Below are 16,090 nucleotides of genomic sequence, written 5' to 3'. Positions count from 1 at the left end.
AAATCATAATACATCGGACTAGCTTTCATATTATTTAGTAGAGATATAAGAAATATACAAACTAAATAGCTAACCTTTAATTAAATAGTGTCCTTTGTTTGATTGTATAAATTGGCAAGATCATGCCAGTCTTTTACAAAATAGGACCATAAATTGGGACGACGCCGAACAGCTAATGGGTGATAGGCCACTAAGGTTGGGATCCCTCTCACCTGTTGGATTGTGCCGCGCAATGATTTCACATCAACATCTTTGTTTTGAAAGAACGATTGAACCGCGATGTTTCCCATGCAAAAAACTACTTTAGGATTCTTCGCTTGTAGTTGGTCCTCCAAGTGGTTTATGCAAATCGTTCTTACGTTTTCCTTTTCATAAGCCCGAGTTGGTTTCCTTTTTAAAATATAGGTGATATAAAGATCATCAGCTGTTAAACCTACCTCATATGCTGCCTGCTGTAAGGTTTGCCTAGTTCCGCAAACAAACGGGCTGCCATCACAGTCTTCGCGTGCACCCGGATTATCCAGTAAGATCATAATTGGGGCATTTGGGTTTCCTTCTCCCCAAACCATTCTTGTTCCATGTTGATAAAGCCCGCAATCTTTGCACTCTTTCGCAAATGTTGGAACGGCTTCTTCTGGCCATAGATTCGGAACAAAAGTAGACAAAATTACACCTCCCAGCTTTATTATTGACAGCAAAGCTAAACACCCTTGTACTCGTATTATTTGAGATTTTTTGGGATAATAAACCCAATCATGATTCCAGGTGATAATCTTATTTCTACATAAAGGAGTTCTTTTAAATGGATTTGCAATTAAGAGATAAAAATGTACTCATTACCGGAGGGTCGAAAGGAATCGGGAAAGCCATTGCAAAAGTGTTTGTCGAGGAAGGTGCCAATGTCACGATTACAGCCCGTGACCTTGATTTTTTGGAACAGGCAAAAACAGAACTTGGAGGAAAGATATCCATTTATCAAGCCGATCTTACTAATGCAGAGGAACGGGAACTATTGATTCACACGTTTATCGAGCAGTACCGGTCGATCGATGTCCTCATCAATAATGCTGGTGGCAGTAATGGGGGCAAAGTGATGGAAACCGATATGGATCTCTTCTATCAGGCAATGGAGCTGAATTATTTTTCCGCGGTTCATTTAAGTAAATTAGCCGTTGAACACATGAAAAATCAGAGTTCGGGTTCCATCATTAATATTACGTCCGTTTATGGCAGGGAAAGTGGCGGAAAAGTTACCTACAATAATGCCAAATCTGCGCTCATCAGCTTTACAAAGTCTTTGGCCGACGAAGTCATTCCTCATGGAATTAGAGTCAACAGCATTGCTCCTGGAAGCATTTTGCACGAGACTGGCAATTGGATAAGGCGGATGAATGAGAATCCAGAGGAAATCAAAGAATTCGTAAAAAGGGACATTCCTGCAGGCCGCTTTGGCACCCCCGAAGAAATTGCGAATGTTGCAGCCTTCCTTGCCTCAGAAAAAGCTTTCTGGATTGTCGGGGCCAGCATAAACGTCGATGGCGGACAATCCAAAATGAATTTTTAAGTCGGCTTTCCCTTGGTTTTTTACCAGGAAATGCGCTGAACATAAAATAGACAGAAGACTATTCCGATTTTCGTTTTGGTCTTCTGTCTCCACTCTTTTACAATATTTTTTTCCTCCGCGTTAAATCGGCCAAATCAAATAAATTGGCAATGGGAATATTCATAACCGAAAACCGAGCGTCGTCTGTCTCTCCTTTTTTCCAGCGGTAGTAAAGCTGCTGCAAAATAATGGCTAGCTTGTAAAAGCTAAATGCTACATAATATTCGATATCTGTGATATCACGACCGCTCACCCTAGCATATCGTTCGGCCAATTCCCTTCTTGAGAAGAAGCCGGGTTGGTTTGTTACCACCGAAATGCCCATGTCGGGATCGCTTGCTTCCCCCCAGTAGGATAACAGGGCTCCGATATCACTCATCGGGTCGCCGATGGTGGCCATTTCCCAGTCAAGAACTCCTTTGATCACACCAGGGTCAATCGGATCCAGAACAAGGTTGTTGAGTTTAAAGTCATTATGAACAATCGTTGTATCGGCGGTTGTCGGCATATTCTTTAACAGCCAGGCCTCCAGTTCCGCCACGCCGGCTATTTCATCCGTTTTGACCAGACGGTAGCGTTTAATCCAGCTATGAACCTGCCTTTCCAGAAATCCTTCCGGCTTCCCGATATCCATTAAATTCACTTTTTTATAATCTACCTGTTGAAGCTCTACTAAGCTATTAATAATACTGTTTGAAATGGAAGGTCCAATCAACTCAGAGGAACCATAGATCTCAGGAATACTTTGATTGATTACTACCCCTTGCTTTTTTTCCATCAGATAAAAATGTCTCTCCATAATGGCAGGGTCATCGATGTATAAATAGGGTTTTGGGGCAAGCGGGTAAACATTATGCAGTCTGGATAGAATGGAATACTCTCGTTTAATATCATGGGCTTTAGCAGGAATTTCACCAAATGGGGGCCTCCTTAACACGGATTCCCAGTTCCCAAACGAGAGCAGGTACGTGTGATTAGAATAACCTTCGGAAAATTTGGTGATCCTCATGGGGTCACTCGGAATGCCAGGAATCGTTTCTCGTACGAGCGTCTCTAAACGTTCCCAATTAATGGATTCATGCTTAATAGATGGATTGACCTTATTCATAGAGTCTGCTTCTCCCTCCTTACAATCCATTATACTAGCTTGATTTATGTAAATTGGACATTTTTGGAGAAATATGTGATATTCTTTTGCACACAAAAAAAGACAACGGTTTTACCGCTGCCCCTTCCTTATTATTCAATTACCACTCTTTCATTTATTTTTTTACCCGATTGGCCATTCACTGAATCTCCAGGTCCATATTTAGCTTTCTGTTCAGATGTCCCATACTTTAATTAGGTCCTTTTGTTTGATTATATACATTGGCGAGGTCTTGCCAGTCTTCTATAAAGTATGACCATAAATTGGGACGACGCCGAACCGCTAATGGATGATAGGCCGCTAAGGTTGGAATCCCCCTTACCTGTTGGACTGTGCCGCGCAATGATTTCACATCCACTTCCTGGTTTGAAAGAAAGATTGAACTGCAACGTTTCCCATGCAAAAAACGACTTTAGGCTTCTTCTCTTGGAGCTGGTCCTCCAAATGGTTCATGCAAATGGTTCTTACGGTTCCCTTTTCATAAGCCCGAGTGGGTTTTCTTTTTAAAATATAGGTGATATAAAGGTCTTCACTTGTTAAACCAACCTCATTTGCTGCCTGCTGTAAGGTTTGCCTTGTTCCGCAAACAAACGGGTGCCTTCACAGTCTTCACGCGCACCTGGATTATCCAATAAAATCATAATCGGGGCTTTTGGGTTTCCTTCTCCCCAAACCATCCTTGTTCCATGCTGATAAAGACCACAATCTTTGCACTCTTTCGCATATGCTGGAACGTCTTCTTCTGGCCATAATTTAGGAACAAAAGCAGACAAAATGATACCTCCCCGACTTTTTACGCGCTTTTATTAGAATATCCATTGGAGCTCGTTTTTAAATTGGACAATCAAATCATAAATCCACCATTAATATCGATGGATGCACCTGTTATATATCCTGCTTGTTCTGAAGCTAAAAAGGCAACGAGATCAGCTATTTCAGTGGCTTTACCGTACCTTCCTATTGCGATAATTTCTTTAAGTAATACTGCATTGGAACCATCTGCTGGATTCATATCCGTATCAACAGGTCCAGGCTGGATATTGTTAACGGTGATTCCTTTTGGGGAAAGGTCCCTTGCTAATCCTCTCGTCATACCCGCTACAGCTGCCTTTGTCATGGCATAAAGACTTAAGCCTGGAAAGCCTGTTACATCGGCATTTACACTTCCGATTGTAATGATTCTGTCACCCTCACTCATTTGAGGTGCAGCTGCTTGAACTCCTTCAAAAACCGAACGCACATTGACAGCCACCATTCTGTCAAACTCTTCAACTGTAAATTGGTCATACATCTTTTGCTCAAATATACCGGCATTATTAATAAGAATATTGATTCGACCAAATTCTTCTATTGTCTTCTCTACTGCTTCTTTTGTTGCATTTACATTTTCAGCATTTGCATGTATGGCAAATGCCGTTCCTCCACTCCTTTGAATTTCATTCACTAATTCCTCCGCTCTCTTGCTTGAATTTGCGTATGTGAATGCAACAGCGATACCATCTTTAGCCAGTCTCCGGACAATTGACGCACCAATTCCACGTGAACCGCCTGTGATTAAAGCAACTTTATTTAGATTTGACTCCATTATATCCTCTCCTAAATTAAACTTATTTTATTAAAATACATTTCGGAATGAACGTTCCGAATAAGGGTAAAAAAAATTCGCTCTGAAAGTCAGTCAAATGATTATTTTAAAAAGTAAAGGGACATTTTTACAATTTGATGAAGCGCTGGTTTATCTGTTGTTCTACTTGTAACCGAAAGACCATTGGTTACATTAACCAAGTATTTTGAAAGAATAGATAAATCTTGATTCTCAGTTAATACACCATCCGAAAGCGCACGCTCTAGCAGGTATAGAAATGCTTTTTCTCTTTTTAGGTTATTCCTGCTTACTCGGTCCATGACATCCAGATGAGTCATCATTTCGAGTGATGCTTGAACCATGAAGCAACTTTCTTTTTCGTTATGCTCAATGATTTTATCAAAAAACTTATCCAATACCATCCTAGGCGGCCCATCTTCATACAATACCGAAGTCATCTCATCTACTTCATTGGTATAGTGGTCTAATGCGACTAGGTACAGTTCTTTTTTATTGCCAAAAGTCTCATAGATACTACTTCTGCTAAGATTTAAGACGTCTACTAAATCTTGCATAGAGGTCCCCTCAAACCCTTTCTTTCGAAAAACATCAGCAGCTTTATAGGCTGCTTGACTGATATCAAATTCTTTTTTTCTAGCCAAAACATTCACCCCTGTAAGTAGGATAACTTATAAAAAAGGAAAATACAATTATTTTGGAACGCCCATTCCGAAAATTATTAAACTAGGTTTCGATCTCTTTATTCGTTTTCTTTAATTTGTTTTTTATAAAAACCCAAATACTTAATACGGGTAAGTAAATAAAAAGAAAAATGGAACTAAAAATAATGGTTATGGACTCAACTCTGTTGACATCAATCGTATCTTTGCAGAGTGTAACAATCATTTCAATAAGAATGATCGAAACCCACAAGGTTATATTCGGCTTAATCCCAATAGATTCTTTTAGTACTCGAACTCCACCCCAAACCGCGATACAACAAGTCGGTAAAAAGACCAAAACCCAAGTAAAAATATAAACATATTCAAACCGTTCAATAAACGGAAGACGAATAATTTTGGACATAATTAAAGTGGGCCAAACCGTATGTAATAGCTGCCCATGACTAAAGTATACAAATGTAAACAGGGTTACTAGAACATAAACCAAGGTCGTGTAGCCTACGGCAAAGTGAAACCATTTTTGCGATTTCATATTATTTTTTATATATGGATAGTATATAAGCAAAAATTCTGGACCAAGAAAGCTCAGCATACTTTCCTTTGCGGAAACAAAATAATCATGTATCCCATGGTTGAATAGCGGTAATAAGTTGGACCAATGAGCGTACTGAATAAGATAATACAGTGAAAAGAATAAAAACGAAGGTAAGATTACTCCCCAAAAGCATATTCCTGTAATAACCCGAAACCCGCCTTTAACAATATTGACAATAACAAGTAAAAGAATGAAAGATAATATCCATAAAGGCGTACTTGGAAATACCCATGTCATCAACACTTCTAAGTAAGACCTGATTACAATCGAAACGATTACTATGCAGTAACAATATAGTAGAAGATTTAATATATTCCCCATCCATCTGCCATACAATTCCTTGTGCAGTGATATGATATCTCCGTTTTTTGCATGCTTTAATAAAAAATACATTAACACTCCAATAACATGGAAAGCCACTCCCACTAAAAGGACTGATACCCATGCATCTTGTCCCGCACCACTAAATAACTTGGTTTGAAATCCAAGTAATCCCACACCCGTTTGGGTCCCGTGGATGAGAAAAAATAAAAAAAAGGGAGAGACTGTTATACTTTCCTTTAATTCCTTGCTCATAATCCATCACCTTACTCCCCTATCCCTGCCCGAGTTAATTCGATATTTAGGTCAATATCATATTGAACATTTGGATATATCTTTTCATAAAATTCTTTCTCATTCCAATCTCTAGAGTTGGCTCTTACCAAATCACCTATACCAAGTGGATCTACTTTATTGGCCGTCAGTTTATGAAGAAGCTTTTTACATTCTTGTTCCACTTGTTCTTCCAATTGTTTTTTTAACAAATATTTTTTTTTATCTCTTCTTAGGTCTAACCAAGTTGGGTAATCCTTCACCATACCTTGTAAATCCATATGAAAGTGAACCTTTGGTACCGATGGATTACTTTTGAATCGTTTTCTATTCTCCCCGTATAAAACGGTAAAGACAATTGTTCCTTCTTTTCCTTCATTCTTGATGTTAAATACACTTTCTCCCCTCATCATTTCCCCTCTTAGTAATTTATATATGAACGTCTCTTTTTTATTGAGTGCTGTAATTTGTTTATCTTTTTTAAATACCGCTAATCCCTCAGTGGTTATTTTGCCCCTGGAGTTTACCCTTAAAAGAGGAATGGCATTATCTCTTCCTTCACCATAATAATCAAATAAAAAACTATGCATATTCGGTAGAGGTAATTCATCCTTCTCATATCTATGCTCAATTAGGTTAACGATATGGTCACTACTGTTGCTGTTATTATTTTTTAATAACTCACCTGATTTACCGTCGGTAACAGCCACAAACATATTGCTGCCAATTAACGGGTCCCTGCAAATGGTCTTTACAAAATAGGCGATCCCATCTTCGGCTAATTCCTTGCCGAATACCAATAAACTTAATTTTCCGATTTCAACAGGTTTTGAAGACTGCTCATCGATCTCTTTCAGGATTGTCCTTGTATTCATTCCTTTACCTGTTAAGGTTGTAGCTTCTCCCTGCTCCTCCTCTTTTGTATAGTCAGTATAAAGTACGGTTCCTATATAACGATCCTTTCCTTTATCTAATCCTAAAACAGCAGGAATTTGTATATCATCAATTGTCTTATTATTAGGATTATTACAAGCAGATAAAGTTAATAAAACAGAAAAGGAAGTCAAAAGCAATTTTCCTTTAGGCCCATTCATTAGAATCATCCTTATTTTCTTTAGGTTTATATCTGACAAGAGAAAGAGGTCTTAAAAAAGGACTCCGATTGGTTGTGTTCTTGTAGGAAGAACGAATAAAACTATCTCTGAAGCTATTTAATCTAAAAGGATAAAGAGGAACCATATAGGGGTTCCCTAATGACGTTAATTTTAATAGGTGACTAAGAAGAAGCACAAATCCAATTGCAATGCCAAATCCGCCAAATAAAGCTGCTAGTATAATTAACGGGAACCTCAGAAGACGGATTGCATTAGACATCTTAAATATAGGAGTGGTAAAGGAAGCCAGAGCGGATAATGAGACAATAATCAGTAGGATATTACTCGTTAAAGCTGCTTCAACCGAAGCTTGTCCAATGACAATGCCCCCAACTATTCCCAGCGTCTGTCCAATCTTCGTAGGGAGCCTTGCTCCTGCCTCACGTAATAGTTCAATTGTTATTTCTAGGAATATTGCTTCCAAGAAGGGAGGAAATGGAACATGTGCCCTCGAGCTAATTAATGGTTGAAGCAAATCTCCTGGTATTACCTCATAGTGAAAGGTCAGTATGGCTACATATAACGAAGTAGAAAACATGGAAAAAATAACACCTAAAATTCTAATAATCCTAAAAAAAGAACCTAATATCCATGTCAGATAGTAATCTTCGGGTGATATAAAAAAATCTAATAAAGTAGATGGTCCTGTCACTATATATGGTGAACCGTTCGCAAATATAGCAACTTGCCCTGATATCATGGCATATACGACTCGATCGATTCTCTCAGTTGATAAAAATAGCGGAAATGGAGAGTTAGAATTATCCGAAAAAATCTGTTCAATTTGTGAACTGTCAAAGATGACATCAAAGTCAATATCCTTTATACGTTGCCTGACAGTTTCGACATATTGCGGGTTTGTTACCCCTTCAATATAGGCAACAGCTATTTCTGTTTTCGATAGAGTGCCCAGTTTCATTTCTTCAAAAACTAATTCCGGAACTGCAATTTTTTTTCTTAGCAAATGGATATTGACATTGATGTTTTCGATAAAACCGATTTTCGGGCCAATAACACTAAATTCATTTTCGGTTTCATTGTTTTTTCTATATCCAAGTTCCTCGTTTTGAATATTTATGATAAGCAACTCTCTAAGATCTTTTAATTGAATTGTGATATATCCCTTAATTAGCTTTTTTTCAATGTCGTTTGGGTCTTTTGAATATTCAATCTCTTCAAAGGGGATGATTTGTTCCAATTCTTGGAGCGACTTAACTTTTTTACCATTCTCTTTAATTACTGGAAGTAAATGCTCATTTATCGCTTTAGCATCTACCATAGATTTGTAATAACTGATAAGCAGTGAATCCTCCCTCTGAAAGGGAGAAAATTGAAAAAAATCGCTTGACTTCTTTGCCTGCTGATAAACCTCTTGAATCGTCTTATGACTATCTGCCCGTTTTGCGTCCTTTAAAGGCATCTCTTCTCACCAACTATCTTTTAGGAATTTCCCTTAGTTTGATTATTTAGCGTAAAGATAGTAATTATCATATGGCTTATTTTCCCAAGGTTTGAGATTTCAATGCATTGGTAATTGCCATTTTCGTGAAATAAAAAAAGCCATGGGGACGGTTCCTGTGGTCTGAAATTTAAAATCATTTGACCACGAGAACCGTCCCTCTGGATTTAAAGTGGTAGAGGAAATCCACAAAAGAAAAAAGCCGGGTGCTATCCAACATGCGGATTTTACCTGGCTCCAATAATAATTATAAAATGAACATGCCAACAATACCGCATTAGTAGTTGTGACAAGCCCTATTTTACTTTTTAAGAAGTTTTAAAAAGGTACAAATGGTTAAGATACCTTTATCAAAGTTTTCCAAATTAAAGTGTTCGTTTGGAGCATGAAGATTTTCATCTGGCAAACCGAATCCCATTAAGACAACAGGAGCCTGTAGGGATTGGTTAAAATCCGATACAATAGGAATCGAACCACCTTCTCTTTTGTAAACCGGCGATTTCCCATATACGGTTTCATAAGCTTCAGCCGCTTTTTGAATCATCGGACTGTCGATCGGCGTTAAGAATGGATTCCCCGTATCGCCAAGAGACACTTTCACTGTACATCCCTTTGGTGCATGGTCCTCAAGATGCTTTTTGATCAATTCCTGAATTTTTTCAGGGTTTTGATTGTGGACAAGACGGCAGGTGATTTTGGCATGGGCTTCGTTCGGGATGACTGTTTTTGTTCCTTCGCCCTGAAATCCGCCCCATAATCCGTTTATTTCTAATGTTGGCCGGGAACTGATTTTTTCAGGGTAAGGAAAATTGTTTTCCCCTCCCGTTAAATCTGTTAATCCTAAAGATTTTTTCAATTTTTCTTCATCAAATCCTAACGCTTTAATCTGTTCCTTTTCAAATTCAGAGAGTTCCACGACATCATCATAAAAATGATCCACATTTACTTTTCCGTTTGCATCATGAAGGGTCGAAAGCAGCTGTACCAATAAATGGTTGGCATTCTGGACTCCCCCGCCGAACATGCCCGAGTGCAAATCAGAATTAGCGGTTTTAAGGGAAAGCTCCAGTGCACAAAGACCTCTTAAAGAATAGGTGATGGCAGGGACGCCTCTGTCCCACATATCAGAATCAGAAATAACGACTACATCACACGATAATTTCTCTTTATTTTCGGATAAATACGGCGGAAGATGAGGACTTCCGATTTCTTCTTCTCCTTCGATGCAAAATTTCACGTTTACCGGTAATTTACCTTCTAATTTCAATAGTGTTTCGACTGCTTTGATATGTAAGAATGTCTGACCTTTGTCATCGGTTGCCCCTCTTGCATAAATCTTTTCATCACGGATCGTTGGTTCAAACGGAGGCGTTTCCCATAAATGAACAGGGTCAACCGGTTGAACGTCATAATGGCCGTACACTAAAACTGTTGGGGCGTTTTCCTGATGAAGCCAGTCCGCATAGATAATCGGATGACCTTTTGTCTGGACTATTTCAACATGTTCCATTCCAATGGCTTCTAATTCATTGGCAATCCATGAAGCTGCTTTTTGAATGTCCTCTTTATGCTCCGATAAGGAACTGATGCTTGGAATCCGGAGCCATTCTTTTAATTCCTCGATATTTTGATTATGTTGCTTGGATAACAACTCGGATAATTGACTCATGTTCTCACCTTTTCTAATTTATTTCCTATTCTAATTTTATATCTAAAGCCATGATTGGCTTCAAGTAATACAACTTGGCCAATACCTGTCACGACAAATAAAAAATAAGGACCCGACTCGAATTCTTCACCTCACCTCTTATAATACCCCGCTATAGCTGGAAAATGGGTTTTTAGACACGGAAATTTCAAGCTTTTTGAATCGGGACTTGTATTTCAAACATGACTTCATGTGGATTATCCGTTACCGTAATATCCACATGCATGATTTGAAGTGCATCCCCCATGACCCGGTAACCCTTTTCGTCCAGATATGCAAATATTTTATTCAAACTTTTACTCCGATTCCTTAACAACTCCCCATTATAACGGATACATGCAAATAACCCTTCAGGAATAATTTTCAAGTACTTTTCTGGAATTTGTTCATTGTTTTTGGCTACGACAAAAATAACAGAGGGATCCTCAAAACGTCGGTCATTAAGGTCTGCTTCCTTGATAATGATGCCCAAACGATTACTGGCAAGAATCGGAGCTTTCTCTGTCAGCATGGTCTCTAATCTTATAATACTGTAACAAAGTTCCAAATTCGTATTGATATGTTCATTTAACGTAAATAACTTTCGGCTTTTTATTTCACGAAGGGTAATCTCATGAAATGACTCTTCGCTTAAAACACTGTCCAAATACGCTATTTTTTCTTGAATATTTTCCTCAAGCTCAGATAATTCTTTTAGTCTAGAAACAAGTTCGACATGTTTAGCTTTCAGAATATCCCTTGATTTCTTAAAATTTCGCTGATTGAAATACTGTTTAATTTCCTCGGTACTCATCCCGATTTGACGAAGCTCTTTAATCGTCCCTAGTATCTCGTACTGAAAAATAGAATAATATCGGTAACCAGTTTGAGAATCAACATAGTTCGGTTTAAACAAATCAATCCGATCATAATGACGAAGGGTCTCTGTCGTCACCCCTCGTAACTTGGCCATTTCACTGATCGTTAACCTTTCTTTCATACAAACACCACCCTTTAAAGAAACAAAAAAATATAAAAAATGCCATTACAAAACCTATTGACCTTTGTGTAACACAAAGCTTTACCATAATGATACATTAAGTTCAGATTTATCTGAATAGTAAATTTAAAGGAGGTGAAATTTGGTAGATTTGTTTTCCTATTAGAAAACGAACGCTATCGAAAAGATATTATGTTCATTCAACCAAGGAAAGAAGAGAAGAAACATGATTACGGGCAAACGCCCAAACAGAATTAAGCGAGTATTGCGAGGGAGGAATGAATTTGACTGAAAAAGCAACGCTTAGAAGATCTCTTACATTGTTACAAGTTGTTTTTTTAGGTTTAGCCTGGAATAATCCTATGGTATTTTTTAATACTTATGGAATTGCAGCAGAGAGCTCAAAAGGCGTACTTGCAGGTGCTTATGTGATTGCTTTTATGGCAATTCTCTTTACCGCAGTCAGCTATGGAAAGATGGCAAAGGCTCATCCAATCGCAGGATCGGCGTACACCTATACTCAAAGGTCGATGAATTCTGAAACCGGTTTCATGATCGGATGGACCATTTTGTTAGATTATCTGTTAACGCCGATGATTACCTGCCTGATGTCCGCTGTTTTTTTAAGCGCAGAATTTCCACACATTCCGTTTTCATTTTGGATTATCATCCTAAATATTGGTATAACCATCATAAGTTTAATCGGTATTAACTTCTCCGCAAATACAAGCAAAATTTTTGTTATCGCTCAAGTCCTTTTTATTGTCGTTTTTGCTATCTTAACCATCAAAAGTGTCTTGGGGGGCATGGGTACAGGTACACTTGTATCCATAAATCCCTTTGTTAACTCAAATGTTTCAGTCTCAGTCATCTTCGCCGGGGCATCACTTCTCTGCTTTAGTTTTCTAGGTTTCGATTCCGTCACAACATTGTCGGAGGAAACCATTCATCCGGAGAAAACGATTCCAAAAGCAATCTTTTTGATGATGCTTATCATGGGTATTATTTACATCGGTTCATCCTATTTGGCACAGATTGTCTTTCCAGGATTTCATTTCAAAAACACTGATTCTGCAGCACTCGAACTTGTCAAAATGATCGGTGGAAATTTATTTAGCTCTTTATTCATTACTGTCATGATTATCGGGAACTTTACTTCGGGGGTTTCTTCCGTTACGAGTGTTTCTCGCGTGTTATATGTAATGGGCCGAGATTCGGTTTTACCGAAAAAAATATTCGGCTTTATTCATCCACGATTTAGAACGCCATCCAATAGTATTCTAGTTGTTAGTTTAATTTCCTTATTTGGAATTGTACTAAGCCTGGATACAGCGATTACGTTTATTAATTTCGGAGCCTTGATTGCGTTCACCTTTGTAAATCTTTCAGTCATCGCACACTATTATGTGAGGAATCGTAAGCGTTCATTCGCTGAAACCATTCATTATCTTATTTTTCCGCTTATTGGTGCAGGATTCATCATGTGGCTATGGTCCTATTTGAATATACATGCGCTCATTTTAGGAATCAGTTGGATGGCAATCGGATTTGTCTATCTGCTTTTCTTAACAAAATTCTTTCGTCAGCGGCTTCGAAAGTTACATTTTGATGATGTGAATGATGATTACCTGTTAGTGGAAGGTAAGGAGAAAAGTATTTCTACCGATTCATAATTTTGGGTTTAGTAGTTAATGAGACATTTAGTATTACAAATAAGTAAAGGATCTTTTCCTATATAGGATGGTGTTACCTAGAATGTATGCATTGGAGTTTCATAATCTATCCTATGTTTTTCCCAATGGCGACAGAGGCCTTTCGGATATATCCGGAGCTGTGCCATTTAATAGTAAAGTAGTGGTTTTGGGGAGTAGCCGCTCAGGAAAAACAACACTCGCCCATCAGTTAAGTGGTTTATCACTATCAAAGAGCGGATCCATTCGATTGTTTGGTGAAGCTATACCATCAAAATCGAAGAAATTCCTCCGTGAACGTATCGGTTTTGTAGAACAAGATTTACGCTCATCCCTTTTTGTTCGAACCGTTTGGGAATATGTAACCGCTGGAATCATCAATAAATCACTGCCAAAAGCAGAGAAAATAAAAATGGCAGAGACGGCTCTAGGGATGGCTGGCATGCTTGAATCGAAGTATCAAACCTTAAGTTATTTAAACAAGAGTCAAAAAAAAAGATTAGGTATTGCTCGAGCACTCGTTACCCAAACTGAGGTTTTGATTTTAGATGAACCGATTAGCGGCTTGGACCCAGATGGTTATAGGAGCATAAACGCTCTTTTAGAAGGATTACACATTATTGGAAAAACAGTAATCGTTCTGACTCACGATGTCGATTTTGCAGCTAACTGGGCGGATCATCTGTTTCTTCTAAGCGAAGGCTGTCTGTTGGCAGAAGGGTCACCTTCTTTGGTTCTGGATGAAAAACTAATGGAAAAAGCGCGTTTGCGATTGCCAATGCTGTCACTTCCCTTTATGAACCTTCCTAGACACAAATTTCGTACTATACCTCGAACAGTCGATGAAGCTACAACAATACTTAGAGAATTTGTCCAAAATGAACATTTCACAGGGAGGTTTTAAAGTGGATCATGCAATCTTTGGCCTTATATTACTTTCCGTATTCTTGGGATTACGGCATGGAATTGATTGGGACCACATCGCAGCCATCACAGATTTGGTAGGTGGTGAGAAAAACCAGAAAAAGGGATTTATTTTGGCTTTTTGGTACGCAATGGGTCATGAAGTCGTCATTATTGTGCTTGGAGGAATGGCGGTACTGTTCGGGAGCACACTACCCTCTTGGGTTGATAACGTGATGGAACCGGTTGTTGGAGTAACACTTATTATTTTGGCCTCCTTTTTATTGCTTTCTCTTTATAAAAACAGCCAAGAAATGATCATGGTTAGTAGATGGAGAATCCTATTTACAGGTTTTTATAATTTGTTTGCGCTACTTACCGGTCGTTATTTCGGGAAATACCGAGGTTTTGATTCCAGCATCAATATCAATGTTTCCCGTACCGGTTCTTTCGCCATCGGAATCGCTCACGGTATTGGCGCTGAAACTCCTACCCAATTGATGCTGTTTACCGCTGCTTCGAGCGTCGGTCATTTGGATCATGGGATCATCGTGGTCCTAGCGTTTGTCGTCGGCTTGTTGATTTCTCATACCCTGTTGGCCCTGGCTTGTTTTTTCGGGTTTACACGCATTCTCAAGAATAAAATGGCCTTTCGAAGCTTCGCATTTGCTACAGCGATATACAGTTTAGGCATGGGAATCCTCTATGTCTTTGGTGAATCTTCATTTCTTCCGGCTATTTTTTAACCGGATGTAAATCATTTAATACTTTACTAGGAGGAAAATAAAATGGGATTTTTTGATAATCATGGACTTAAATACAAACCGAGCACAGGATTGGACTCTGAAACAAAAAACGATCTTTTAGGTGTCATTGCCGCCCAAAAAGAAAAGGAAGTTCCAAGAGTGAAAGCAGAGGAAGAAATCAAACGAGGACTAGAATTTGGATTGGAAGCTGCTGAATCCATTGGAGATAGAACGATATCCTGTTTTTCTAGAGGATCATTACCACCCTATTCCGGCATTAATACTTTTCTCAAAGTCCCTTATTTAGAAGACGTTCGTGAAGTTGGAAAATATGACGTGGCCTTTATGGGAGTTCCTTTTGATATTGGAACCACTTACCGCTCTGGAACCAGATTTGGCCCGCAGGCGATTCGTCGCATTTCTAGTTTATTTACTTCCTTCTCTTTTGAATTAGGTGTTGATTTAAAAGAGTCACTAGATATGGTGGATATCGGTGATGTATTTACCATCGCCAATATTGAAAAAAGCTTTGATCAAATCACTAAAGCCGTATCACACGTATTTTCTTCCGGAACCATGCCCATCATTTTTGGTGGAGATCACGCTATCGGTTATCCGTGTTTGCGTGCCATTGCCGAAAATGTGGACGGGAACGTTGGAATCATCCATTTAGATCGACATGTCGACATGGGTGAAAAGGATATGGATGAAAGAATGCATGGTACACCTTGGTTCCATGCCACGAATATTCCGAATGCACCTGCTTCAAATCTCGTACAAGTGGGTCAGGGTGGATGGATTAGCCCACGTGAAGGCTATTCCAATGCTGGAAAAAGAAATACTACTATTTTAACCATGACAGATGTGGAAACGATGGGTATTGAGAAAGCAGCTGAAATTGCTTTGGAAACGGCCTGGAAGAATGCCAAAGCCGTATATTTAAGTTTTGATATCGATAGTCTCGATCCTGGTTTTGCTCCTGGAACGGGTACACCTGAACCAGGCGGTTTCCTGCCACGCGAAGCATTGAAATTTTTACAGCTTGTCGCTAAAGAAGGCGTGTGCGCGATGGAAGTTGTGGAAGTATCACCTCCATATGATATTAGTGACAAAACCTCACTGTTGGCAGCTCGAGCTGTTTTGGATGTCTTGGGTACAATGGTGGCAAATGGGAAAATAGGGAAAAGAAATTTATATTCTGAAAAAACCATCCTGCGATGATTGAATAAAAATATCGCTAAAC

General features: G+C 38.8%; 16 protein-coding genes and 1 pseudogene. 5 read left to right on the top strand and 12 right to left on the bottom strand.

Translation table 11 applies throughout. The annotated features are described in order from the left end of the window. Positions 1–80: 80 nt before the first annotated feature. Positions 81–665 (bottom strand): uracil-DNA glycosylase, encoded by a 585-nt coding sequence (locus LC455_RS20675; protein ID WP_223593583.1) that lies wholly within the window; start codon positions 663–665, stop codon positions 81–83. 137 nt (positions 666–802) lie between these two features. Between LC455_RS20675 and LC455_RS20670 the strand changes: the two genes are divergently transcribed. Continuing rightward, entirely contained in the window at positions 803–1,564 is a 762-nt protein-coding gene (locus tag LC455_RS20670) for an SDR family NAD(P)-dependent oxidoreductase (protein ID WP_223593582.1), read from the top strand. A 97-nt stretch (positions 1,565–1,661) separates the two neighbouring features. Here the strand turns inward: LC455_RS20670 and LC455_RS20665 are convergent, their stop codons facing one another. The 11 genes and pseudogenes from LC455_RS20665 to LC455_RS20615 form a co-directional block, all read right to left on the bottom strand. Continuing rightward, positions 1,662–2,711, bottom strand: a complete 1,050-nt coding sequence (locus LC455_RS20665; RefSeq protein WP_223593581.1) for a phosphotransferase family protein — start codon at positions 2,709–2,711, stop codon at positions 1,662–1,664. 229 nt (positions 2,712–2,940) lie between these two features. Beyond that, on the bottom strand, positions 2,941–3,102 hold the full coding sequence (locus tag LC455_RS20660) for a hypothetical protein (protein ID WP_223593580.1): 162 nt from the start codon (positions 3,100–3,102) through the stop codon (positions 2,941–2,943). Beyond that, positions 3,099–3,287: pseudogene (locus tag LC455_RS20655) on the bottom strand (uracil-DNA glycosylase family protein); the annotation flags it as partial. The gene LC455_RS20660 and the pseudogene LC455_RS20655, both read right to left, overlap by 4 nt. Further along, a complete protein-coding gene (locus LC455_RS20650) occupies positions 3,287–3,523 on the bottom strand; it encodes a hypothetical protein (RefSeq protein ID WP_223593578.1) in 237 nt (78 codons plus the stop codon). The gene LC455_RS20650 and the pseudogene LC455_RS20655, both read right to left, overlap by 1 nt. Positions 3,524–3,594: 71 nt before the next feature. Further along, the gene (locus LC455_RS20645) at positions 3,595–4,335 is read right to left on the bottom strand and encodes a 3-oxoacyl-ACP reductase family protein (RefSeq protein ID WP_223593576.1); all 741 of its coding nucleotides are present in this window, start codon (positions 4,333–4,335) and stop codon (positions 3,595–3,597) included. A 101-nt stretch (positions 4,336–4,436) separates the two neighbouring features. After that, entirely contained in the window at positions 4,437–4,997 is a 561-nt protein-coding gene (locus LC455_RS20640) for a TetR/AcrR family transcriptional regulator (RefSeq protein WP_223593575.1), read from the bottom strand. 82 nt (positions 4,998–5,079) lie between these two features. Then, on the bottom strand, positions 5,080–6,189 hold the full coding sequence (locus LC455_RS20635) for a GerAB/ArcD/ProY family transporter (RefSeq protein WP_223593573.1): 1,110 nt from the start codon (positions 6,187–6,189) through the stop codon (positions 5,080–5,082). Between the two features lie 11 nt (positions 6,190–6,200). Further along, a complete protein-coding gene (locus LC455_RS20630; protein WP_223593572.1) occupies positions 6,201–7,301 on the bottom strand; it encodes a Ger(x)C family spore germination protein in 1,101 nt (366 codons plus the stop codon). After that, the gene (locus LC455_RS20625; protein ID WP_223593571.1) at positions 7,288–8,781 is read right to left on the bottom strand and encodes a spore germination protein; all 1,494 of its coding nucleotides are present in this window, start codon (positions 8,779–8,781) and stop codon (positions 7,288–7,290) included. The genes LC455_RS20630 and LC455_RS20625 overlap by 14 nt, the downstream gene beginning before the upstream one ends. A 340-nt stretch (positions 8,782–9,121) precedes the next feature. Then, positions 9,122–10,489 carry a dipeptidase gene (locus tag LC455_RS20620; RefSeq protein ID WP_223593570.1) on the bottom strand — a complete coding sequence of 456 codons (1,368 nt, stop codon included), beginning with the start codon at positions 10,487–10,489 and terminating at the stop codon, positions 9,122–9,124. A gap of 187 nt (positions 10,490–10,676) precedes the next feature. Next, on the bottom strand, positions 10,677–11,507 hold the full coding sequence (locus tag LC455_RS20615) for a MerR family transcriptional regulator (protein ID WP_223593569.1): 831 nt from the start codon (positions 11,505–11,507) through the stop codon (positions 10,677–10,679). A gap of 284 nt (positions 11,508–11,791) precedes the next feature. On the opposite strand from LC455_RS20615, the gene LC455_RS20610 reads away from it, so the two are divergent. The 4 genes from LC455_RS20610 (at position 11,792) to LC455_RS20595 (ending at position 16,068) form a co-directional block, all read left to right on the top strand. Then, the gene (locus LC455_RS20610) at positions 11,792–13,180 is read left to right on the top strand and encodes an APC family permease (protein WP_223593568.1); all 1,389 of its coding nucleotides are present in this window, start codon (positions 11,792–11,794) and stop codon (positions 13,178–13,180) included. A gap of 82 nt (positions 13,181–13,262) precedes the next feature. Further along, the gene (locus LC455_RS20605; protein WP_223593567.1) at positions 13,263–14,102 is read left to right on the top strand and encodes an ATP-binding cassette domain-containing protein; all 840 of its coding nucleotides are present in this window, start codon (positions 13,263–13,265) and stop codon (positions 14,100–14,102) included. A gap of 1 nt (position 14,103) precedes the next feature. Next, complete coding sequence (locus LC455_RS20600) at positions 14,104–14,847, top strand: hypothetical protein (RefSeq protein ID WP_223593566.1); 744 nt, start codon at positions 14,104–14,106, stop codon at positions 14,845–14,847. A gap of 42 nt (positions 14,848–14,889) precedes the next feature. Continuing rightward, positions 14,890–16,068 carry an agmatinase family protein gene (locus LC455_RS20595; RefSeq protein ID WP_223593564.1) on the top strand — a complete coding sequence of 393 codons (1,179 nt, stop codon included), beginning with the start codon at positions 14,890–14,892 and terminating at the stop codon, positions 16,066–16,068. Positions 16,069–16,090 lie beyond the last annotated feature (22 nt).

This window comes from Neobacillus bataviensis (assembly GCF_019969725.1).
Note: the sequence above shows the minus strand (reverse complement) of the source record. Positions and strands in the feature narration are given on the sequence as shown.

Excerpts from the sequence above, each read along its gene's own strand:
- LC455_RS20630 (WP_223593572.1), bottom strand. The coding sequence starts at position 7,301 with ATGAATGGGCCTAAAGGAAAATTGCTTTTGACTTCCTTTTCTGTTTTA.
- LC455_RS20605 (WP_223593567.1), top strand. The coding sequence starts at position 13,263 with ATGTATGCATTGGAGTTTCATAATCTATCCTATGTTTTTCCCAATGGC.
- LC455_RS20670 (WP_223593582.1), top strand. The coding sequence starts at position 803 with ATGGATTTGCAATTAAGAGATAAAAATGTACTCATTACCGGAGGGTCG.
- LC455_RS20615 (WP_223593569.1), bottom strand. The coding sequence starts at position 11,507 with ATGAAAGAAAGGTTAACGATCAGTGAAATGGCCAAGTTACGAGGGGTG.
- LC455_RS20635 (WP_223593573.1), bottom strand. The coding sequence starts at position 6,189 with ATGAGCAAGGAATTAAAGGAAAGTATAACAGTCTCTCCCTTTTTTTTA.
- LC455_RS20595 (WP_223593564.1), top strand. The coding sequence starts at position 14,890 with ATGGGATTTTTTGATAATCATGGACTTAAATACAAACCGAGCACAGGA.
- LC455_RS20645 (WP_223593576.1), bottom strand. The coding sequence starts at position 4,335 with ATGGAGTCAAATCTAAATAAAGTTGCTTTAATCACAGGCGGTTCACGT.
- LC455_RS20625 (WP_223593571.1), bottom strand. The coding sequence starts at position 8,781 with ATGCCTTTAAAGGACGCAAAACGGGCAGATAGTCATAAGACGATTCAA.
- LC455_RS20665 (WP_223593581.1), bottom strand. The coding sequence starts at position 2,711 with ATGAATAAGGTCAATCCATCTATTAAGCATGAATCCATTAATTGGGAA.
- LC455_RS20620 (WP_223593570.1), bottom strand. The coding sequence starts at position 10,489 with ATGAGTCAATTATCCGAGTTGTTATCCAAGCAACATAATCAAAATATC.